The sequence below is a fragment of the Streptomyces sp. NPDC033216 genome, from assembly GCF_055577115.1.
Map to the genome: position 1 here is coordinate 286,350 of NZ_JBVIQK010000007.1, position 22,112 is coordinate 308,461.

Annotated in this window: 16 protein-coding genes and 1 pseudogene; 12 read left to right on the forward strand and 5 right to left on the reverse strand. The window is 72.9% G+C overall.

Annotated elements, in window-relative coordinates; genetic code table 11:
• Positions 1–18 precede the first annotated feature (18 nt).
• Positions 19–1,146 carry an aminopeptidase P family protein gene (locus tag ACZ5Y0_RS16755; protein WP_469129401.1) on the forward strand — a complete coding sequence of 376 codons (1,128 nt, stop codon included), beginning with the start codon at positions 19–21 and terminating at the stop codon, positions 1,144–1,146.
• A gap of 47 nt (positions 1,147–1,193) precedes the next feature.
• The gene (locus tag ACZ5Y0_RS16760; RefSeq protein ID WP_469129402.1) at positions 1,194–2,132 is read left to right on the forward strand and encodes an aminoglycoside phosphotransferase family protein; all 939 of its coding nucleotides are present in this window, start codon (positions 1,194–1,196) and stop codon (positions 2,130–2,132) included.
• Between the two features lie 223 nt (positions 2,133–2,355).
• Here the strand turns inward: ACZ5Y0_RS16760 and treZ are convergent, their stop codons facing one another.
• Positions 2,356–4,101 (reverse strand): malto-oligosyltrehalose trehalohydrolase, encoded by a 1,746-nt coding sequence (gene treZ, locus ACZ5Y0_RS16765; protein WP_469129403.1) that lies wholly within the window; start codon positions 4,099–4,101, stop codon positions 2,356–2,358.
• Positions 4,102–4,325: 224 nt separating this feature from the next.
• On the opposite strand from treZ, the gene ACZ5Y0_RS16770 reads away from it, so the two are divergent.
• The gene (locus ACZ5Y0_RS16770) at positions 4,326–4,877 is read left to right on the forward strand and encodes an FHA domain-containing protein (protein ID WP_469129404.1); all 552 of its coding nucleotides are present in this window, start codon (positions 4,326–4,328) and stop codon (positions 4,875–4,877) included.
• A gap of 518 nt (positions 4,878–5,395) precedes the next feature.
• Entirely contained in the window at positions 5,396–5,887 is a 492-nt protein-coding gene (locus tag ACZ5Y0_RS16775; protein ID WP_469129405.1) for an SSI family serine proteinase inhibitor, read from the forward strand.
• 57 nt (positions 5,888–5,944) lie between these two features.
• On the opposite strand, the gene ACZ5Y0_RS16780 is transcribed toward ACZ5Y0_RS16775, so the two are convergent.
• From ACZ5Y0_RS16780 to glgX, 3 genes are all read right to left on the reverse strand, one after another.
• On the reverse strand, positions 5,945–7,204 hold the full coding sequence (locus tag ACZ5Y0_RS16780; protein WP_469129406.1) for a M14 family zinc carboxypeptidase: 1,260 nt from the start codon (positions 7,202–7,204) through the stop codon (positions 5,945–5,947).
• Positions 7,205–7,467: 263 nt separating this feature from the next.
• Positions 7,468–9,813, reverse strand: coding sequence for a malto-oligosyltrehalose synthase (gene treY, locus ACZ5Y0_RS16785; protein WP_469129407.1), 2,346 nt, complete (start codon positions 9,811–9,813; stop codon positions 7,468–7,470).
• Positions 9,814–9,870: 57 nt separating this feature from the next.
• Complete coding sequence (gene glgX, locus ACZ5Y0_RS16790; RefSeq protein WP_469129408.1) at positions 9,871–11,988, reverse strand: glycogen debranching protein GlgX; 2,118 nt, start codon at positions 11,986–11,988, stop codon at positions 9,871–9,873.
• A gap of 190 nt (positions 11,989–12,178) precedes the next feature.
• Here glgX and ACZ5Y0_RS16795 point away from each other — a divergent pair, with 190 nt between their 5' ends.
• The 4 genes from ACZ5Y0_RS16795 (at position 12,179) to ACZ5Y0_RS16810 (ending at position 16,661) form a co-directional block, all read left to right on the forward strand.
• Entirely contained in the window at positions 12,179–13,021 is an 843-nt protein-coding gene (locus ACZ5Y0_RS16795) for a Tat pathway signal sequence domain protein (protein ID WP_469129409.1), read from the forward strand.
• Between the two features lie 95 nt (positions 13,022–13,116).
• The gene (locus ACZ5Y0_RS16800) at positions 13,117–14,457 is read left to right on the forward strand and encodes a copper amine oxidase (protein WP_469129410.1); all 1,341 of its coding nucleotides are present in this window, start codon (positions 13,117–13,119) and stop codon (positions 14,455–14,457) included.
• Between the two features lie 78 nt (positions 14,458–14,535).
• Complete coding sequence (locus tag ACZ5Y0_RS16805; RefSeq protein WP_469129435.1) at positions 14,536–15,801, forward strand: SAV2148 family HEPN domain-containing protein; 1,266 nt, start codon at positions 14,536–14,538, stop codon at positions 15,799–15,801.
• A 134-nt stretch (positions 15,802–15,935) separates the two neighbouring features.
• The gene (locus tag ACZ5Y0_RS16810; protein WP_469129411.1) at positions 15,936–16,661 is read left to right on the forward strand and encodes an exonuclease domain-containing protein; all 726 of its coding nucleotides are present in this window, start codon (positions 15,936–15,938) and stop codon (positions 16,659–16,661) included.
• Positions 16,662–16,714: 53 nt separating this feature from the next.
• On the opposite strand, the gene ACZ5Y0_RS16815 is transcribed toward ACZ5Y0_RS16810, so the two are convergent.
• Positions 16,715–17,569 (reverse strand): phosphotransferase enzyme family protein, encoded by an 855-nt coding sequence (locus ACZ5Y0_RS16815; protein WP_469129412.1) that lies wholly within the window; start codon positions 17,567–17,569, stop codon positions 16,715–16,717.
• A gap of 188 nt (positions 17,570–17,757) precedes the next feature.
• Between ACZ5Y0_RS16815 and ACZ5Y0_RS16820 the strand changes: the two genes are divergently transcribed.
• From ACZ5Y0_RS16820 to mgt, 4 genes and pseudogenes are all read left to right on the forward strand, one after another.
• Positions 17,758–18,669: a carbohydrate ABC transporter permease gene (locus tag ACZ5Y0_RS16820; protein ID WP_469129436.1), complete on the forward strand. Its 912-nt coding sequence runs from the start codon at positions 17,758–17,760 to the stop codon at positions 18,667–18,669.
• Complete coding sequence (locus tag ACZ5Y0_RS16825) at positions 18,666–19,499, forward strand: carbohydrate ABC transporter permease (protein ID WP_469129413.1); 834 nt, start codon at positions 18,666–18,668, stop codon at positions 19,497–19,499. The genes ACZ5Y0_RS16820 and ACZ5Y0_RS16825 overlap by 4 nt, the downstream gene beginning before the upstream one ends.
• Positions 19,499–20,782 carry an ABC transporter substrate-binding protein gene (locus ACZ5Y0_RS16830; protein ID WP_469129414.1) on the forward strand — a complete coding sequence of 428 codons (1,284 nt, stop codon included), beginning with the start codon at positions 19,499–19,501 and terminating at the stop codon, positions 20,780–20,782. Before ACZ5Y0_RS16825 ends, ACZ5Y0_RS16830 begins: the two co-directional genes overlap by 1 nt.
• 13 nt (positions 20,783–20,795) lie before the next feature.
• A pseudogene (mgt, locus tag ACZ5Y0_RS16835) lies at positions 20,796–22,035 on the forward strand (macrolide-inactivating glycosyltransferase).
• The last annotated feature ends 77 nt before the right edge of the window (positions 22,036–22,112 follow it).

Genomic DNA, 22,112 nt, shown 5'->3' on the forward strand with positions numbered 1-22,112 from the left:
CCTGACAGGGAGACCCGGATGACCGGCCGTACGCCCGCGCGCTTCACCGCCGACGACTACCGGGCCCGCATGGAGCGGGCCGTGCACGCGGCCGGCGACGCGGGGCTGGCCGGGCTGCTCGTGGCGCCCGGCCCCGACCTGGTCTGGCTCACCGGCTACGCGCCACCCGCGGCCACCGAACGGCTCACCCTGCTCGTCCTCACACCCGACCGCGACCCCGTCCTCGTCGTCCCGACCCTGGAGGCACCCGACGCCGCCGAGGCGGTCGGTGCCCCCGCGCTCACCCTGCGGGACTGGACCGACGGCACGGACCCCTACGCCGCCACCGCCGCCCTGCTGAACGCCTCCGGGCGCTTCGGCGTCAGCGACAACGCCTGGGCGATGCACCTGCTCGGGTTGCAGAAGGCACTCCCGGACAGCTCCTACGCCTCCCTCACCGAGGCCCTGCCGATGCTGCGCGCCGTCAAGGACGCGGCCGAACTGGAGCTGATGTCGGCCGCCGGAGCGGCCGCCGACGCGACGTACGAGGAGATCCGCAAGGTTCGCTTCGCCGGACGCAGGGAGTCCGAGGTCGGCGCCGACCTCGCCGACCTGCTCCGCCGCTTCGGCCACTCCCAGGTCGACTTCACCATCGTCGCCTCGGGCCCGAACGGCGCCAACCCGCACCATGAGGTCGGTGACCGCGTCATCGAGCACGGCGACATGATCGTCCTCGACTTCGGCGGTCTGAAGGACGGCTACGGCTCGGACACCTCCCGCACCGTCCACGTCGGCGAACCCACCGACGAGGAACGCCGGGTGCACGACCTCGTCCGGGAGGCCCAGGAGGCCGGCTTCCTCGCCGTACGGCCCGGAGTCGCCTGCCAGGAGGTCGACCGGGCCGCCCGCGCCGTCATCGCCGACGCCGGCTACGGCGAGTACTTCATCCACCGCACCGGCCACGGCATCGGCGTGACCACCCACGAGCCGCCCTACATGATCGAGGGCGAGGAACAGCCCCTCGTGCCCGGCATGTGCTTCTCGGTGGAACCCGGCGTCTACCTGCCCGGACGGTTCGGGGTGCGCATCGAGGACATCGTCACCGTCACCGAGGACGGCGGCCGGCGTCTCAACGACACCACCCGCGAGATGGTCATAGTCGACTGAAGCCCACCAGGAGTCCCGGCACCCATCCGAACGGCTACGACGCGACCATGACCCAGTCATCCACACCCACCGCGGACACCGTCCGCCGGCTGGTCCGAACACTTCTCGAGAACGCCGGCGACAGCGGTCCCGGCCCCCAGGTCCGGCCCGTCACGGAGGAGGGCGGCCACGGCACCTGGTGGGTCGGCACCCGCCACGTCCTGCGGCTGGCCCCCGACCGCGAGGCGACCGTGCGCATGCGACGCGAGCTGCGGCTGCGCGACCTCGTCCGGCCGCACGTCCCGATCGCGGTGCCGACCGCCGTCGCGCACGGCGAGTGGTCGCCCGGTCTCGCCTGCACCCTCGACACCAAGGTGCCCGGCGGCACCGCCGAGGATCACGACGTGTCCGCCGTCGGCGAGGCCGACCTGGCCGGACTGCTCGGCGGACTGCGCGAGGTGCCGGCCCGGCAGGCCGAGGCGATCGGCGTGCCACGCGTCGCCCCGCGCTCCCTGGAGGCACTGCGCCGCATGGCCGTGGCCGCCGCCGAACACCTTGCCGCCGCCGACGAGTTCGATCCCGCGAGGCTGCACCAGCTCACCCCGTCGGGCGCGGCCCAGCTCGCCGCGCAGCCCGCCACCGCCGTCCTCGTCCACCACGCCCTGCGCGGCGAGAACCTCGTGGTCAGCGCCGACGGCCGGGTGCGCGGCGTCCTCGACTGGACCGGCGCGGTCGTCGGCGACCCCGCCGAGGACATCGCCGGGCTCGCCCTCGCCGTCGGCTCGGGCGCCGCCGTCCGCGCCGCCACCCTCACCGGGTACGGCGCCCGCGCCTGCCTGCGCGGCCTGTGGCTGGCCCGCTGCGACACCGTCGTACGCCTCGCCGAACGCCTGAACGGCCACGGCACCGAGTCCCCGACCCTGCTGCGCACCCGGCTGCGACGCGCCTGGGAGGCGATCCTGCTGGAACGGGTGACGGAGCTGCGGGGGGACGGGGCGGACGACTAGGGCGTGCTGCGAAAGCCCGTCTGACCCGCGACGCCGACACGCACTCCCCCAGGGGGGGGGGCACCTTCAGCCGCGTTGTCGGGGCCGGCCCGATACATCCGGTATCGGGCCGACCTCCGCCTTGTGACCGCACGCGCCGGACGCCGCCCGGCCCGCCCTGCGGGCGGACGACGCCACTTCCGCAACACGCCTGACCGACCACCTGCCTCCCCGTGCGGTGACCTCAGTCCTGTTCCAGCACCACGCACGACTCCCCGGGCAGGCGCAGCAGCCCGTCCGGGCCCGGTGTCTCCACCGGCTCCCACGCGGCCAGCACCCGCGCGGGGCGCGTCCCCAGGGGGATCGCGGCCGGCGCCTTGCCGAGGTTCACGGCCACCCGGACGTCCCCGCGGCGGAAGGCCAGCCAGCGCGCCTGCGGGTCGTGGGCGACCTTCAGGTCGGCCAGGTCGGGGTCGGTGAGGTCCGCCTGGGCGTGCCGCAGGGCGATCAGCCGGCGGTACCAGGCCAGCACGCGCGCGTGCGGCTCGCGCTCCGGCTCCGACCAGTCCAGGCAGGAACGGTTCCGGGTCGCCGGGTCCTGCGGGTCGGGCACGTCCTCCTCCGCCCAGCCGTGCGCCGCGAACTCCCGCCGCCTGCCCCGCCGTACGGCCTCCGCGAGGTCCGGGTCGGTGTGGTCGGTGAAGAACTGCCAGGGCGTGCCCGCCGCCCACTCCTCGCCCATGAACAGCATCGGCGTGAACGGGGAGGTCAGCGTCAGTGCCGCCGCGCAGGCCACCAGACCGGGGGAGAGGGAGGCGGCCAGGCGGTCGCCCTGGGCGCGGTTGCCGACCTGGTCGTGGGTCTGGGAGTAGGCGAGGAGCCGGTGCGCGGGCAGCCGGGTACGGTCCAGCGGCCGCCCGTGGGACCGGCCGCGGAAGCTGGAGAAGGTGCCGTCGTGGAAGAACCCGCCGGTGAGGGTCTTGGCCAGCGCGGCGAACGGATCGCGCGCGAAGTCGGCGTAGTAGCCCTGGGACTCGCCGGTCAGCGCGGTGTGCACGGCGTGGTGGAAGTCGTCGTTCCACTGGGCGTGCAGCCCCAGGCCGCCCTCCCGGCGGGGCGTGATCAGCCGCGGGTCGTTCAGATCGGACTCGGCGATGAGGAACAGCGGCCGGCCCGTCTCCTCGGCGAGCGCGTCCACCGACTCCGACAACTCCTCCAGGAACGGGTACGCGCGCGTGTCGGCCAGCGCGTGCACCGCGTCCAGCCGCAGCCCGTCGACCCGGTAGTCGCGCAGCCACGCCAGCGCGCTGCCCAGCAGGAACGCCCGCACCTCGTCCGAGCCGGGCGCGTCCAGGTTGACGGCCGAACCCCACGGGGTGTGGTGCGTGTCGGTGAAGTACGGGCCGAACATCGGCAGGTAATTGCCCGACGGGCCCAGGTGGTTGTGCACGACGTCCAGGACGACTCCCAGGCCCAGCTCGTGTGCCCGGTCGACGAACCGCTTCAGAGCCTCGGGCCCGCCGTAGGGCTCGTGCACCGCCCACAGCGACACCCCCTCGTAGCCCCAGCCGTGCCGGCCGGGGAAGGGGCACAGCGGCATCAACTCCACGTGGGTCACGCCCAGCTCGACGAGATGGCCGAGCCGGTCGGCCGCCGCGTCCAGCGTGCCCTCCGGTGTGTACGTGCCCACGTGCAGCTCGTACAGGACCGCGCCCGGCAGCGGACGCCCCGGCCACCGCGTCCGCCACGTGTACCGGCCGTGGTCGACGACCGCGCTCAGACCGTCGGGCCCGTCCGGCTGACGGCGCGAACGCGGGTCCGGCCGCACCGGACCGTCGTCCACCGAGAAGCCGTACCGGGTGCCGTCCCGAGCCTCCGCCTCGCCGGCCCACCATCCCGGCCGCGCGGCGTCGCGCTCCAACGCCCGGGTGACGCCCTCGCAATGGAGCGTCACACGTTCGGCCTGCGGTGCCCACACCTCGAACTGCACGGACGGCTCCCCTTCGTCTGCTCACCGTGATGTAGCCCGACCCGACCATCGTGCTCCAAACGAGATCGATCCGCTGCGTGAACGGCCCCCTTCGCGTCAGGTGTCGCGGCGGATCGCGTCGGGCACGCGCGCGGTCGGCCTCCGCCGTTTTCTGGACACCCGCCGTCGCCTGGCCGGTCCCCGTTTTCTGGACACCCGCCGTTCCCTGGTCGACAATCACGAACGTGACGTCGTCATTCGAGTTCAACACGTACCCCGCGCGCCTGTCCGACGGGGAGCGCGACAGGGCACTGAAGGTGCTTCGTGACGGTGTCGCCATGGGCCGTCTCTCCCACGACACGTTCATCCGGCGCATGGAACTGGCGCTCGCCGCCCGTCGCTCCGACGAACTGGCGGTCCTCACCGCCGACCTGCCCCAGGAGAGCCGTCTCTCGCGCGCCGTCTTCGGCACCGTCGAGGCCGTCTCCGGCTTCACCGTACGGTTGCGCAGGGCCTGGCAGGCCGAGAGGCTGCCCAAGCTGCTGCTGCCGCACCCCGGCACCGCGCGGGCGCTGCGCATAGGCCGCGACCCCGCTAGCGGCCTCAGGCTGACCCACGACAGCGTCTCGCGCGTGCACGCCGAACTCAGCCGCCAGGGCGGCATGTGGATCCTGCGCGACCTCGGCTCGACCAACGGCACGACCGTCAACGGACGACGTGTCATCGGCGCAGCCGTGGTCCGCGAGGGTGACCAGGTCGCCTTCGGGCGGATGGCGTTCCGCCTCTCGGTGAGCTGAGGCGGGCCGAGACCCGGCCCGCAAGTCTGGCCCGCCCGGGCGGCGTTGACGTAACCCTCGGGCCATGACTCCCCGTGCGTCCTCCCGGCACTCCCGGTCGACGGGGGCGCTCCCGACGAGGGGGGCGTGTGCTGCCGCCACTCCTGCGCCACCTCTCCGCGGACGAACTCGCCGCCCGCGCGGCCGCACTCGTCGCCGTCGTCCCCGTGACCACCGCCCACCTGGCCGCCCCGCGCGTCGCCGGCCGCCGTGTCGCCGAACTGCCGCACCAGCTCGCGGCCGGGTCCGGACACGACCCGGCCGGCGGTGCTCCCGGAGCTGGACGCGCTCGTCGACGCCGGGTGCGCCGACCACCACGACGGCTTCGGAGCCCGCCGGATTCCCGTCGCCCATCAGGTGGGGTACCGGACGACAGTCGTCCTCGCCGCGTTCGAACCGGCCGCACGGCCGGCACCGGTACCCCCACGATCGGGTGAGTCGGACTGGGGAACCGGGGCCGCCGTGCCGATGCACCGGGAATGAAACACTTCCCCACCCACCGCCTCGTGGGCGCCCTGTCCGTCACGGCCGCCCTCCTCCTCCTGGCCGCCGCCCCCGCCCAGGCCTCGGCGCCCCGTCACTCCGTCCCCCGCGACGGGCTCCAGATCACTGTCACCACGGGCGACGCCCGCTCCACCGAGACCCGCGGCACCTTCCTGCTGTGCGACCCGCCGCTCGGGCACTCGCACGCCGCCTCGGCCTGCGCCGACCTCAAGGCGGCGAACGGTGACATCGCTGCCATCGCGCCGAAGGACGCCGTCTGTTCCCTGATGTACGCGCCCGTGACCGCCCGTGCGAACGGCTGGTGGAACGGCCGCCCGGTCGAGTACACCAAGACCTTCTCCAACACGTGTGTGATGCTCGCGAAGACGGGCGCGGTGTTCGACCTCGACGACCAGCAGTTCCCCGAGCGGCCCGACCTGACCGACCTGCCCGACCTGACCGAACTGACCGAGGGGCCCGGAATCTGAGACCCGCCGTCCGGTTCCGGGCACCCGAGCCGGGCGTGCCCGGAACCGGACGGCGTCCTACGGCTGCCGCGGCGCCCCCTCGCGCGCGTGCAGCGCCGCCGCGACGACCGTGCGGGACTGGTGCTCGACCTGGTGCCTCAACGGTACCCAGCGGGCCCGGAACCGCTCGGCGAACGCGTCGCTCCACACCTCGACGAGATGCTCCAGGCGGGGAGCCGCCCGGTCGTCGCGCTCCCGCAGCACCCGCCACAGCATCGCGGCCGCCCGCAACGGCAGCCGGCGGCCGAAGGCGTCCACGCTCCCGACGTACGCCATCGTGGTGTCTGCCGGGGGCGTGTGGATCCAGTCGGCGGCCAGGCCCGGCACCAGCTCCAGCGCCCAGCGGGCCGCCCGCAGCAGCGGCCCGTCGACGCCCTCCAGCCGCGGTGCGGCCTCCGCCAGCACCCGCTCCACTTCCCGGGCGTCCCGCAGCAGCCGGCCCGCCAGCCGCCGTATCGCCGCCACCGGGTGGGGGTGCGGCGCGGGGTCGTCCACCAGGTCGCTCGCCCACATCGGTACCTCCACGACGGCGGTCAGGCCGCCGTGGCGGTGCGCGTGGTACCAGGTGCTGTGCCGTGCGTCGTCCGGCATGCTCGGATACGCCGTCCCCGCGCCGGGCGCCGGCATCACATGCACCCCTGGTCCGGACGCCGGCCAGCCCGCCGCGTCGGACGCCCCCGTCTCCACCGGGATGTGGAGTTGCGCCGCCGACTTGGCGAACGGTTCGGCCAGGCCCGGTATGTCCTTCGTCAGCTGCACCCAGCTGCCCCCCAGATCCGTGCCGTGCAGCGTCACCTGGAGGTAGGGCCGCAGCTCGTCGATGAGGCCGGTCAGCGCACGCGTCTCGGGCGGCAGGCGGTCCGCCGGCAGCACGGCCGGGGACCACTCGGGCTGTTCCGGGCCCGCCGGCCGGAAGAAGCCCCGGTGGTACTCGAGCAGGCTGCGCGGCGCGGGCGTCACGTGCAGACTCGCCCCGTCGGGGTCCGCGCACAGCAGGAAGTGCCAGGACGTGCCGTCCCGCAACCCCCTCTCGGACACCACCCGTTCGGCCAGTGCCAGGAGTGTCGGACCGCCGGTGGGCTCGTTCGCGTGGGCCCCCGCGACGACCAGGACGGCCCGCCGCGCATGCCCCACGGACAGCACATGCAGTGGTCGTCCCGCCCGTGAGAGGCCCACCTCCCGCAGCGTGCACAGCCCGGGCCGGAGCGCGGCCAACGCCGCGGCGGACGACGTCAGTTCGGTCACGGTCGGGTAGCGCAGCTCCGGCAGGAGACTCACCCCCGTCACGTCCGCCCGGCCCTCGCATCCGCAGTACCCCACGGACGCGGAGACCTGTCAAGAACACGCCACGGGCGCTTTCGGGGGCGCCCGCAAGCACCCGGAGGAGGGGACCGTCGACCGAGGGGCCACCAGGGCCCGCGGCGTCGGCGACGGGCCGAGGCCGCCGACGGGGTCGCGGCCGATGCGCGGCGCCCGCGCGGCGCCGGGGCGCGGCAGCGGCGGCTCGGGCGGCCGGGCCCCGCCGGGACCCGCTCCGCGCCTCACCCCACCCTCTCCAGCAGGGCCACCGGCAGTCGCTCGAACAGTTCCTGCACACGCGCGTGCCCGGTGAACTCCCGGCCGGGATCCAGGGCGTCCACCCACCTCCCCGGAGGGAGCGTCAGACCGGTGTCCGCCCAGCCGCCGGTCTGCGACAGACGCAGGGACAGCCGGGTGACGGCCGTCAGGACCCGGCCGGAGCGGGCGAAGGCCAGGCAGTGACCGGCGGCCGGGCCCTCGGCGGGCAGCGGCTCGTACGTCGCCGCCGGACCGAAGGCGTCAGGGTGCCGGCGGCGCAGCCGCAGGGCCGCGGCGGTCACGGCGTCCTTGGCACCGGCGTCCGCCGGAGGGAAGCGGACAGGGCGCCGGTTGTCGGGGTCCACCAGGGCCAGGTACTCGCTCTCCGTGCCCTGGTAGACGTCCGGCACCCCCGGCATCGTCAGCTGCACCAGCGCCGCGCCCAGCACGTTCGCCCGGATGTGCGGCGCGAGCGCGTCCCGCAGTGCGGCCACCCGCTCGCCCGGCACCCCGCACGGCCCCGCCAGGACGAACGCCGCGACGGCCTCCTCGTACGGCGGCTCCTGTTCCGTCCAGCTCGTGTACATGCCCGCCTCGCGCACATGCTTGAGCAGCGCCTCCCGTACGCGCTCGGGGTCGGCCGGACCGAGCCCGAACGCGGTCTGCCAGGCCGCCCACGCCAGCTGCCCGTCCGGCACGCCGTCCTCGCCGTGCGTGCCCTGCTCCAGGACCTCCGCCCAGCGCCGCGGGCACTCGGTGAGCACGGCCAGCGCCGCCCGGACGTCGGCGCTGCGCTTGGTGTCGTGCGTGGACAGGACCGTCCCGGTGAGCGGCCAGTCGCGCTGCACGCGAGCGCAGTACGCGTGGAAGCCGTCGGGGGAGACGCCCTGCCGGCCGGGATCGCCGCCCACCTCGTTCGCCGAGAGCAGCGGCACGTACCGGTAGAACGCCGTGTCCTCCACCGACTTCGCCCGCAGCGCGGACGCCGTCTGCGCGAACCGGGCGCGGAACTCCACCGCCGCCGGGCCGTCCTCGCGCCCCAGCACCAGGCCGCGCACCACGTCCACCGCGCCCGCCTCCTCGGGCACGACGAAGGCGAGTCGGGCCTCCTCGGCGGCCTCCTCGGTGACGACGGCGGCGGCGTCGCCCGAGTCGTACGGCCGGTAGACCTCCATCCGCACCAGCAGCTCCTCCAAAGCGGTGCGCAACGCCCAGGGCGCCCGGTCGCGCAGCGCCGGGTCCTGGGAGGCGGCGCAGGCGCGCGTGGCTGCTCGCGTCAGCCGATCCAGCTCGGTCGCCAGCTCGTGCCGGAGCACGGCGTACGCCGCCCGCCGCACCGTCGCCGCCCAGTCGCCGCCCCGGTCCGTCTGCGGGGCCGCGAACCGCCGGTACAGCTCCAGCAGCTCCCCGGCGCCCGCTGGGTCCGTGAACAGGCCGTCGACGTGGCGCAGGGCGTCGTAGCCGGTGGTGCCCGCGACCGGCCAGGCGTCCGGCAGCCGTTCGCCGTCGGCGAGGATCTTCTCCACGACCGTCCAGCGGCCCCCGCTCGCCCCGTGCAGCCGCGCCAGGTACGCGCCGGGGTCGGCGAGCCCGTCGGGGTGGTCGACGCGCAGCCCGTCCAGCACGCCCTCGTCCAGCAGCTGGAGGATCTTGCCGTGCGTGGCGTCGAACACCTCCGGGTCCTCCACCCGCACCCCGATCAGCTCCGAGATGCTGAAGAACCGCCGGTAGTTCAGCTCCGTGCGGGCCAGCCGCCACCACGCCGGCCGGTACCACTGGGCGTCCAGCAGCTGGGGCAGCGGCAGGTCCGCGGTGCCCTCGCGCAGCGGGAAGGCGTGGTCGTAGTAGCGCAGCACGTCCCCGTCGACGCGCAGCTCGTGGATCACCTCGCCCAGCGGCCCGCCGAGGACGGGCAGCAGCACCCGGCCGCCCTGGGCCTCCCAGTCGATGTCGAACCAGCGCGCGTACGGCGACGCCGGTCCCTCCCGCAGCACCTCCCACAGGGCGCGGTTGTGCCGCGGGGCCATGGCCATGTGGTTCGGCACGATGTCCACGACCAGCCCCAGCCCGTGTTCGCGCGCGGTGCGCGACAGGGTCCGCAGCCCCTCCTCGCCGCCCAGCTCCGCCCGCACGCGCGCGTGGTCGACCACGTCGTAACCGTGCAGGGAGCCGGGGACGGCCTCCAGCACGGGCGACAGGTGCAGATGCGACACGCCGAGCGTGGCCAGGTAGGGCACGGCCGCCGCAGCGGCCGCGAAGGGGAAGTCGGGCTGGAGCTGGAGCCGGTAGGTGGCCGTGGGCACGACAGGGGCAGGGCGCTCAGAGGTCATGCAGACCTACGTACCCGCCCTGCCCCTTTTCGTGTCATCCGCCCACCGGCCGGCCGCCTACGCGGGCCGCTGAAGGACGGTCATGCTCCGGTCCACCAGGGTCAGCCGGTCCCCGGCGGCCACCTTGGCGCCCGCCCCCCGCCGCACCGCCTCCGGGTTCGCCGTGTCGACGACCACCTGCCACTGCCGGCCGAGGTCGACCGGCACCACGAACTCCAGCGCCTTCGGGGAAGCGTTGAACATCAGCAGGAAGGAGTCGTCGGTGATCCGCTCCCCGCGCGAGCCGGGCTCGGAGATCGCGTTGCCGTTGAGGAACACCGTCAGGGTGGAGGCCTGCGCCGAGTTCCAGTCCCGCTGGGCCATCTCCTTGCCCTCCGGCGTGAACCACGCGATGTCCGACAGGTCGTCGCGGGTCCCCTCCACGGCCCGTCCGTGGAAGAAGCGGCGGCGGCGGAACACGGGGTGTTCCTTGCGCAGCTGCACGACCGCCCGCGTGAAGTCGAGCATCGCGCCGCCCTCCCCCTCGGGGTCGGGCCACTCCACCCACGACAGCTCGCTGTCCTGGCAGTAGGCGTTGTTGTTGCCGCGCTGGGTACGCGCCACCTCGTCGCCGTGGCTGATCATGGGCACGCCCTGCGACAGCATCAGGGTCGCCATGAAGTTCCGCATCTGCCGGGCGCGCAGCTCCAGCACGTCCGGGTCGTCGGTGTCGCCCTCCACTCCGCAGTTCCAGGACCGGTTGTGGCTCTCGCCGTCCCGGTTGTCCTCGCCGTTGGCCTCGTTGCGCTTCTCGTTGTACGACACCAGGTCGCGCAGGGTGAAGCCGTCGTGGCAGGTCACGAAGTTGATCGAGGCCAGTGGCCGGCGCCCGTCGTCCTGGTACAGGTCGGAGGAGCCGGTCAGCCGGGAGGCGAACTCCGCGAGCGTGCGCGGCTCGCCCCGCCACAGGTCCCGCACGGTGTCGCGGTACTTGCCGTTCCACTCGGTCCACAGGGGCGGGAAGTTCCCCACCTGGTAGCCGCCCTCGCCCACGTCCCACGGCTCGGCGATCAGCTTCACCTGGGAGACGACCGGGTCCTGCTGCACCAGGTCGAAGAACGACGACAGCCGGTCCACCTCGTGGAACTGGCGGGCCAGGGTCGCCGCGAGGTCGAAGCGGAACCCGTCGACATGCATCTCCATGACCCAGTACCGCAACGAGTCCATGATCAGCTGGAGCACGTGCGGGGACCGCATGAGCAGCGAGTTCCCGGTCCCGGTGGTGTCCATGTAGTACCGCGGGTCGTCCGCCAGCCGGTAGTACTGCGCGTTGTCGATGCCCCGGAAGGACAGCGTCGGACCCAGGTGGTTGCCCTCGGCGGTGTGGTTGTAGACCACGTCGAGGATCACCTCGATCCCCGCCTCGTGCAGCGCGCGCACCGCGGACTTGAACTCCAGCACCTGCTGTCCGCGGTCGCCCCAGGAGGCGTACGCGTTGTGCGGGGCGAAGAACCCGATCGTGTTGTAGCCCCAGTAGTTGTTGAGGCCCATGTCGACGAGACGATGGTCGTTGACGAACTGGTGGACGGGCATCAGCTCCAGCGCCGTGACGCCCAGCTCGGTGAGGTGTTCGATGATCGCCGGGTGCGCCAGGGCGGCGTAGGTGCCGCGCAGCTCCTCCGGCAGCCCCGGATGGAGCATCGTGAGGCCCTTGACGTGCGCCTCGTAGAGCACCGTGTGGTGGTACTCGGTGCGTGGGCGCCGGTCGTCGCCCCAGTCGAAGTACGGGTTGACCACCACCGACGTCATCGTGTGGGGCGCCGAGTCGAGGTCGTTGCGCTTGTCGGGGGCCCCGAAGTGGTATCCGTACACCTCCTCGCCCCACTTCACCGAACCGCTGATCGCCTTCGCGTACGGGTCGAGCAGCAGCTTCGCCGAATTGCAGCGCGAGCCACGCTCGGGCTCGTACGGACCGTGCATCCGGAAGCCGTAACGCTGCCCCGGCATGATGCCCGGCACGTACGCGTGCCGGACGAAGGCGTCGCTCTCGCGTAGTTCCACCGCCGTCTCCGAGCCGTCGTCGTGCAGCAGACACAGCTCTACTCGGTCCGCGGCCTCCGTGAAGACCGCGAAGTTCGTACCGGCGCCGTCGTACGTGGCGCCGAGGGGATATGCCTCTCCAGGCCAGACCTGCATGACTACGACTCTTTCAGGTGTATCGCTCCGTCGGGGACGCCTTCGCATCGAGTCTCCCGGAAAGTGAGGGAACCACCTGTGACTTACGTCCCTCTTACCGGGCGACCAGTGCATACGCCCCATTCGGCGTACGCCGAACCAGTGGGGCCTACAACGTACTCCCGGGGTACAGGGGGAGTAGGGGGAAGATGTGCGCACGACAGTGCGCCGCCACCTGGGCAAGGTGGTGGCAGGCGCGGCCGTCGCGGTGGCCGCGACAGCCGCGATGATCGCGATCACCCTGCCGGGGACGGCGGGGGCGGAGGGAACCGGAGGGGGCTCCGGCGCGAAGACGGCGGCCGGCGGGCAGGGCGGCACAGCGCGCCAGGACGGCACGACGCGGCAGGACAGCCCCGCGGCGGTGGCGCCCGGGGTCGTCGAGCAGGCGCCCGCCGAGGGGGAGCGGGGCACCGGTCGCGACCCGCTGACCGACGACGAGATCACCCGTGTGGAGCGCATCGCGCTCGACCGGCGGCTGTACAACGCCGCCCAGGACGTCGACGGCGACCGGGGCCCGCAGCCCCTCGGCGTGGACCTCGCCGCCCCCGAGGCGGACGAGGTGGACGACCCCTCGGCGCCCCGGCGCGCCGAGGTGACGTTCTACGACTACAAGGACGACGCGCTCGTCACCAGGACCGTCAACCTGGACACCGGCAAGGTCGAGGCCACCGACAGCGGACAGGGCGTCCAGCCGCCGCTCAGCCGCGCCGAGAACACCGAGGCGGCCGCGTTGCTGATCGCCGACCCGCTGGGCGCGGGCCTGCGCGCCGACTACAAGGACGCCACCGGCAAGGAACTCACCTCACCGGAGCAGTTGCAGCTCTCCAGCATGGTGTACCGCGCGGTGCCGGGCGCCCAGCCCGCCGCCTTCGACCGGTGCGGGATCCAGCGCTGCGCCCGGCTGCTGCTGAAGGTGAAGAACGGTCCGTGGATCGACACCCGGTCCCTGGTGATCGACCTCAGCACGCGCAAGGTGGCCGCGCTCACCCGCTGAACGCCCCGTCTCGTCCACTTTTCCGACTCACACCTCCCGCACGGGGCCGCGTTCGCCGTGCCCTCGGGAGGGTGACGCAAGGGAGTCATGTCCTCATGCGCCTGAACCGTCCGAACGGCGGCCACCGGCCGCCCGCGATCAGCCGTGCCCGCAAGAGCGCGGCCCTCGGCCTGTCGGTGGCCGCGCTGGCCGCCGGAGCGTCCGCGACCGGCACCGCCCCGGCAGCTGCCCAGCCGAAGGCTGCCCCCGCGGCAGCCGCGGACTGTAGCGCCGCCTACCGCATCCAGCAGAAACTCTCCAACGGCACGACGTGGAGCATGTGCTGGCGCTTCGAGTCCAAGTCCGGGCTCGTCCTGGAGAAGGTCTCCTACCAGCCGCGCGGCGAGGCCCGGCCGATCAGAGTCCTCAACAGCGCCAAACTCGCCCAGATCCACGTGCCGTACGACGACGGCTCCAACGAGTACAACGACATCACCGACTACAACTTCGGCTCCGGTCTGGTCAACATGACCCCCGCCGAGTGCCCCGGCGGCACCATCAAGACGGTGAAGGTCCCCGACGCCTACAACTCCGAGAACCCCAATGTGAAGGGCCTGTGCACCACCACGCGGGCCCGCGGCCACGCCTACCGGATGCAGACCGACTCCGGGAAGGTCTACCAGGCACAGGGCAAGGACCTGCTCGTCTACACCGTCAACAAGGTGAGCTGGTACGAGTACGTCACCGAGTGGCGCTTCTCCGACGACGGCACCGTCTCCATGAACGTCGGCGCCACCGGCAGCCTCTCGCCCTTCGACTACGACGCGGGCGACGGCCGCGGGTGGCCGATAGGCAAGGGCGCCAAGGCCTACGCCACCAGCCACAACCACAACGTGTTCTGGCGGCTCGACTTCGGTCTGGACGGCTCCTCCAAGAACAAGGTCGAGCAGTACGACTCGGTGGTCAGCCCGCCCGCCGCGGGCGCCCAGGCCCCCACCAACAAGACCACCCGCACCCCCGTCACCAAGGAACTCGCGGGCGATGCCAAGAACATGCGCTGGTGGCGCGTGGTCAGCACCACGGGCAAGAACAAGGACGGCCACCCGCGCTCGTACGAGATCGTCCCCGGCGTCAGCAGCAAGTACCCGGGGCGCGCCTTCACCCGGCACGACGTCTACTTCACCCAGTACAACAAGTGCGAGCAGTACGCGAACAACAACGTCCGCCTGTGCGCTCCCCGGCACCCCACGGCCGTCGACAAGTGGGTGGACGGACAGGCGCTCACCCACCCCGTGGCCTGGGTGAACGTCGGCTTCCACCACGTCGCGCGGGACGAGGACCAGCAGCCCATGCCGGTGCACTGGCAGGGATTCTCGATCGCCCCCAGGGACGTCACCGCTATGAGCCCGCTCACTCCGCCGGCGCTCGTCGGTGAGAACGGCCGCCCCCGTACCTGAAGTCGAGAAACCACCCTGGCCATCCGGCTGCACCGCCGACCGCTACCGGAGTACCCTTCCTTGATCGTTGGGACGGGGATGCTCGGGGGAGCGGAAGGCGGTGCGCGGGTGGGCTCGGGAGGGCTGGAGCTGCCCCCTGGTGACGACAGTCATGAGGGGGGCTCCACAGACGTCCCGCCCGGCACGGTGTCCCTGGCCCGGCCGATGGAGGGCGCCATCGGGCCGGAGCTGGACTGGGACGCCGAGGCCTGGCACGAGGTGCGCACCCGCGCCCGGCGGGCCGGCCGTGCCTACATCTGGCTGAACCTCGTCGAACAGCGGTTGCGCGCCGTGGTGTCCGCCGTGCTGCGACCCGTCTACGAACCCGTCCACGGCGACGAGTGGGTGGTCGCCGCGGCCGGCCCGGCCGGCCAGGAGTGGGTGCAGCGCGCCGTCGCCGTACGCGAAGTGAGCCGCCGCAAGGGCTACTTGCTCGACCCGGCGGACGACAACGTGATCTCCTTCCTCACCCTGCCGCAGCTGCGCGAGCTGATGGTGCAGCACTGGCCGTGCTTCGAGCCGTACCTGGACGACCGGCGGGACGTCGAACTCGCGCTGGACGAGCTGGAGGTGACCCGCAACGTCGTCTCCCGCAACCGGGCGCTGTCCGAGGCAGTCCTGAACCAGGCCGAACGCGCCTCCGCACGCCTGCTGGAGATGCTCGGCACCGGCGGCGACGTGCCCTCCGCGCGCCGACTGCCCGTGGACGCCGTCGAGGACCTCATCGGCGACCGGTACGCGGACGTGGTCGCCGTCCACACCGACCGGGTGCGGCTGCTGCGCCAGTTCCCCGCCGAGAACATCTTCGACGGGGCCCGCCGCCTCGACGCCATCGGCATCGGACTCAACCTGCTCGTCCAGAACTTCTCCGGCCGGCGGCTCGTCCGGCTGGCCGAGGCGGGCGCGCGGGTGCGGCTGCTGTTCCTCAACCCCGCCTCCAGCGCCGTGAAGCGCCGCGAGCGCGAACTCGGCATGAAGCGGGGCGAACTGAGCCGCGCCGTGGAGATGAACATCCTGCACATGCGCCGGGTCCGCTCCCGGCTGCGCGATCCCGGCGCCTTCCAGATCCACGTCTACGACGAGACGCCCCGCTTCACCGCCTACCTGGTCGACGGCGACGGCACCGACGGCATCGCGGTCGTGCAGTCCTACCTGCGGCGCATGCGCGGCATGGAGGCACCGGTGCTGGTGCTGCGCAACGGCAACCGGGTGGTCAAGTCCGGCGAGGTCGACGAAGGCGGACTTTTCGCCGCGTATCGCGAAGAGTTCGAGCTGGCCTGGGCGGACTCCCGGCCGGTGTCCTGACCGTTCGCGGGTGATGTGCGGCAGTTGTCCGGAACCGTCCCGCCGGAAAGCGGAACGCGCTCCTCTGATTGTCAGTGGCGCGTGCGAAGGTGGAAACCACTGGGGGGGAAGCACCACCAAGAAGGGGGGCCATCATGGTCTGGCACCGCGAGCTGCTCATCGGCTTCGACCTGGAGACGACCGGGACGGACCCGCGCGAGGCGCGCATCGTCACGGGCGCCGTGATCGAGGTCAGAGACGGGCAGGTCCTCGGAAGCCGGGAATGGCTGGCCGACCCGGGCGTGGAGATACCGGCGGACGCGGTGGCGGTCCACGGCATCAGCAATGAGCGGGCCGGCTCCGAGGGCCGCCCCGCCGACGAGGTCGCGGACGCCATCGCCGGCGTCCTCACCAGCTACTGGCGCACCGGCGTCCCGGTCGTCGCCTACAACGCCGCCTTCGATCTGACCCTGCTCTCCGCCGAACTGCGCAGACACGGCCTGCCCTCCCTGCGCGACCGCCTGGGCGGCCTCGACCCCGCCCCGGTCGTCGACCCGTACACCATCGACCGCTGGGCCGACCGCTACCGCCGCGGCAAGCGCAACCTCGAAGCGGTCTGCGCCGAGTACGGCGTCATTCTCGACGCGGCGCACGACGCCTCCGCCGACGCGCTCGCCGCCGCCCGCCTGGCCCGGGCGATAGCCGAGCGCCACCCCAAGGTCGCCGCCCTCGGCCCGGCGGAGCTGCACCGCGGACAGATCGAGTGGTACGCGGCCTGGGCGGCGGACTTCCAGGACTTCCTGCGACGCAAGGGCGACGCCGAGGCGGTCGTCGACGGCGTCTGGCCGGTGCGGGAACCGGCGGACAGCCACACCCCCTGAGCCCCGGCCCGGGGGCAGCGGAGCGACGCCCGCCAGGGGCGTCTGAGCCCGGCTCAGAAGGGGTACCAGCGCACCGACTCGTCCCCCTCGCGCAGCGATGCCACCCGCCGCCCGAACTCGGCCAGCGCCTTGGGGTCGGCCGGCGCGTGCTGGGCCACCCAGGCGCAGCTCGCCGTCTCACGGGCGCCCCGCAGCACCGCACAGCCCTCCCACTCCCGCACGTCCCATCCGTAGGCGCCGGTGAAGGAGTCGTAGGCCTCGGCGGACAGGCCGTAGCGGTCGCGGGAGAGCGCCAGGACGACCAGGTCGTGCTCGCGCAGGTCGTCGGAGAAGGTCTCCAGGTCGACGAGGACCGGCCCGTCCGGGCCGATGTGCACGTTGCGGGGGAGCGCGTCGCCGTGGATCGGGCCGGGCGGCAGATGGGGCGTGAGGGCGGCGGCGGCCGTCGCGAAACCGTCCCGGCGCTCCCGCAGGTACGCCGCGTCCGCCGGGTCGATCGCGGTGCCGGCCAGCCGCAGCCAGCGCTCCACCCCGGCCAGCAGATCGCGCGGCGGCAGCGTGAACGACGGTGAGGGCAGCGCGTGCACGAGACGCAGGAGTTCGGCCAGATCGCGTGGCTCGGCGGGCCGCACCGGGTCCGGCAGCCGGTGCCACACCGTCACCGGGTGTCCCTCGACCAGCAGGGGGCTCGGCTCGGCCGCCCGCACCGCGGGGACGCCCGCCCCGGCCAGCCAGGCCGCGACGTCCAGCTCGCGCCGGGCTCGTTCCAGCAGCTCGGCGTCCCGGCCCACCTTCACGACCAGGTCACCGGCGGCGAACACCGCGTTCTCGCCGAAGGCGAGCATGCGCGCCTCCCCGGCGGGCAGCCCCGCCGCGGTCAGTACGTCCCTCGCCCGCGCCTCGTCCATCGTCCGCCTCCCTGTCGTGACCGTCTGCTGCTGCCGGGACGGCGTCGGAATCCGGCCATCCGACGCCCAGTCTCGCATTCGCACAGGTCGGGCCGTGTGCGCGGTGTCTTGACGGCGTACCGCGGCTTCACGACCATGGCGGGGCCCGCCGGAGCCGCCGGGAAAGGGGGGATCGCTTCGTGCCGTCGCTGACCGAGGGGAACCGCGCGGTCCGCCGCCCGCCGCGCCGGACCACCCACCGCGGCGCGTGGTTCCTCGTCCTGCCCGCGCTGCTGCCGATCCTGGTGCTGAGCGTCGGCCCGCTGCTGTACGGCATCCTGCTCGCCTTCACCGACGCCCAGTCGGGCCGGACCGCGGCCACACGGTGGATCGGCGGACTGAACTTCGCCGACCTGTGGCACGACACGCTGTTCTGGGAGTCGTTCCGTATCGGGCTGGTCTGGGCGGTCGGGGTGACCGTCCCGCAGTTCCTGCTCGCCCTCGGCCTCGCCCTCCTGCTGAACCAGGAGTTACGGCTGCGCTGGCTGGCCCGCGCCCTGGCGATCATTCCCTGGGCGATGCCCGAGGTCGTCGTCGGCGTGATGTGGCGCCTCGTCTACAACCCCGACGCCGGTGTCCTCAACGAGACCCTGCGCGACCTGGGCCTCGGCGACGGCAGGGACTGGCTGAGCGGCCTGACGACCGCGCTGCCCGCCGTGATCGTCGTCGGGGTGTGGGCCGGGCTGCCCCAGACGACGGTCGCCCTGCTCGCCGGCCTCCAGAACACCCCGCGCGAACTCCACGAGGCCGCCGCGGTCGACGGCGCCGGCGCCTGGCGCCGCTTCCGCACGGTCACCTGGCCCGCCCTGCGCCCGGTCGCGCTCGCGATCACCGCGCTCAACTTCATCTGGAACTTCAACTCCTTCGCCCTGGTCTACGTCCTGACCAGCGGCGGCCCCGGCGGCCGTACCCGGCTGCCCATGCTCTTCGCCTACGAAGAAGCCTTCCGTTACGGACAGTTCGGCTACGCGGCGGCGATGGGGTGCGTGATGGTCGCGGTGATCGCGGTGCTGCTGGCCCTCTTCCTCGTCGGCCGCCTCCAGGGAGAGGACGAGACATGAGGACCGGCACAGCGGGCCGCGCCGGCCAGTACCTGGCCCTGCTCGGCTATCTCCTCTTCCTCGCCTTCCCCTTCCTCTGGCTGGTCTCCACGGCGTTCAAGTCCCCCCGAGAACTGGGCAGTCTGCACCCCACCTGGATTCCGGAGGACCCCACCCTCGCCAACTTCCGGCAGGCCTTCGACGAACAGCCACTGCTGCGCGCCGCCGGCAACTCCCTGCTCGCCGCCGCCGGGGCCGCGCTGACCGCCGTACTGATCGCGACCCCGCTGGCCTACGTCGTCGCCCGGCGCCGCACCCTGCTCGCGCGGGCCGCGACCGGCTGGGTGGTGGTCAGCCAGGCCTTCCCGCTGGTGCTGGTGATCATCCCCCTGTTCCTGGTGCTGAAGAACCTGCGGCTGATCGACTCGACTCCCGGCCTGGTCCTGGTGTACGTGGTGTGGGCCCTGCCGTTCGCCCTGTGGATGCTCGTCGGATACGTCCGGGCGGTGCCCGCCGAGCTGGAGGAGGCGGCGGCCGTCGACGGGGCCGGGCGGCTGCGGACCCTGGTGTCGGTGACCGCCCCGCTGCTCGCGCCAGGCATCGTGGCGACGGCCCTGTTCGCGTTCGTCACGGCGTGGAACGAGTTCTTCTTCGCGCTCGTGCTGCTGAAGACCCCGGAGAAACAGACTCTGCCGGTGGTCCTCACCCACTTCATCGGCGCGGAGGGCGTCGCCGACCTGGGCCCGCTGGCGGCCGCCGCCGTCCTCGCCACCCTTCCCTCACTGCTCGTGTTCGCGCTCATCCAGCGGCGGATCACAAGCGGCATGCTCGCGGGGGCGGTGAAGGGCTGATGCGCACCCGAGGCTCTCTTCTCCTCGCCCTCGCCCTGCTCCTGGCGAGCTGCGTTGCCTGCGGGGGCGGCGGCTCGGAGACCGGAACCATCACGCTCCGTTTCCAGTCCCTGGCCTGGCAGGAGGAGTCCGTCGAGGCCAACAAGGCACTGGTGAAGGAGTGGAACGCGGCCCATCCGGACGTCAAGGTCGAGTACGTCCAGGGCAGTTGGGACAGCGTCCACGACCAGCTCCTCACCTCCTTCGAGGGCGGTGAGGCACCGGACATCATCCACGACGCCTCCGACGACCTCGCGGACTTCGCCTACGGCGGCTACCTCGCCGACCTCACCGGGCTGCTCCCCGACCGCCTGACGTCCGACATCCCGCGGCGCAGCTGGGAGACGACGACCTTCGGCGACGGCGTCTACGGCGTGCCCTTCCTCCAGGAACCCCGCGTCCTCGTCGCCAACGCCACCTGGCTCAAGGAGTCCGGCGTGCGCATCCCCACCCCCGAACGGCCGTGGAGCTGGGCGGAGTTCCGCCGGATCACCGAACAGCTCAGCGGCGACGGCAGGTACGGGGTGGCCTGGCCGCTGAAGGACCCCGTCTCCGCCACCCTCAACCTTTCCCTGTCGGCCGGCGGGCAACTGTTCCACCGGGGACCCGACGGCAAGGTCACCGTCCGCTTCGAGGAGGGCGACTCGGTGGTACCGCGCACCGTCCACGACCAGGTCGGCGAGGACCGCAGCGCGCCCGGCTCCCTGCTCGGCAGCGGCGGCTCGGACACCCTGCCCGGCTTCTTCGCCGGGAAGTACGCGATGGTCCCGCTCGGCTTCTCCTACCGCCAGCAGATCGCCCGGCAGGCCCCGAAGGACTTCGACTGGCAGGTGCTGCCCGCCCCGGCCGGCGCCGAGGGCCTCACCCAGGGCGTCAGCCCGCAGACCCTGTCCGTCGCCGAGGACAGCCCCCACAAGAAGGAGGCCGCCGCCTTCATCGACTTCCTCCTGCGCCCGCCCCACATGGTGCGCCTGGCCCTGGGCGACTGGATGCTGCCCACCGGCACGACGGCCCTCGCCGACCCGGCCCTGCACACCACCGAACACGACTGGGCCACCGGCACCGCCCTCGCCGCTCATCTGCGCCCCGCGCCCGCACAGGCGGTGCGCGGCTATCCGGAGTGGAAGGACAAGGTCGCGACCCCGGCCTTCCAGGAGTACTACAGCGGCGCGATCGGTCTCGCGGAGCTGCGCGACCGGCTGGAGGACGACGGGAACCTGGTGCTGGCCCGCTACCAGCGCTGACGGAACCGGAGAAATCACGTTGCACGAGACGTATCGTCTCGCCTAACGTGCGTCACATGACCGCACCCGCGCACATCGCCATGTTCTCCATCGCCGCCCACGGCCATGTGAACCCCAGTCTGGAGGTGATCCGCGAACTCGTCGCACGCGGGCACCGGGTCACCTACGCCATCCCGCCCGCCCTCGCCGACAAGGTCGCCGCGACGGGCGCGCAGGTGAAGCCCTGGCACTCCACCCTGCCCTCGCCCGACGCCGACCCGTCCGCCTGGGGTTCCACCCTCCTCGACAACGTCGAGCCCTTCCTCGACGACGCGATCCAGGCACTGCCCCAGCTGATCGATGCCTACGACGGCGACGAGCCCGACCTGGTCCTGCACGACATCGCCTCCTACCCGGCCCGCGTCCTCGCCCACCGCTGGCGCGTGCCCGCCATCTCCCTCTCGCCGGCCCTCGTCGCCTGGGAGGGCTACGAGCAGGAGGTCGCCGAACCGATGTGGGCCGAGCCGAAGAGGACCGCACGCGGACAGGCCTACTACGCCCGCTTCCAGGCCTGGCTGGAGGAGAACGGCATCACTCTCCACCCCGACGAGTTCGGCGGCCGGCCCGCCCGCTCCCTGGTGCTCATCCCCAAGGCGCTCCAGCCGAACGCCGACCGGGTCGACGAGAGCGTGTACACCTTCGTCGGCGCCTGCCAGGGCGACCGGACCGAAGAGGGCGAGTGGACCCGGCCGGCCGACGCCGAGAAGGTCGTGCTCGTCTCCCTGGGCTCCGCCTTCACCAAGCAGCCGGACTTCTACCGCGCCTGCGCGCAGGCCTTCGCCGACCTGCCCGGCTGGCACCTCGTGCTCCAGATCGGCAAGCACGTGGACCCCGCCGAGCTGGGCGACGTACCGGCGAACGTCGAAGTGCACTCGTGGGTGCCGCAATGGGCGGTGCTGCGGCAGGCCGACCTGTTCGTCACCCACGCCGGAGCCGGCGGCAGCCAGGAGGGGATGGCGACGGCGACGCCGATGATCGCCGTACCGCAGGCCGCGGACCAGTTCGGCAATGCCGACGTGCTCCAGGCACTCGGGGTGGCCCGCCATCTTCCCGCCGAGGAGGCCACCGCCGAGACACTGCGGGCCGCCGCCCTTGCCCTGGTCGACGACCCCGAGGTCGCCCGGAGCCTGACAAGGATCCGGGCCGACATGGCCGAGGAGGGCGGCAGCCGCCGGGCGGCCGACCTGATCGAGGCCGAACTGCCCGCCGGGTAGTGCTCTGCGCACAGCCGCCGTGGCCAAGCGGACAGGGGTGAGGGCCCGTCGACTCCCCGGTGGTCAACGGGCCCTCG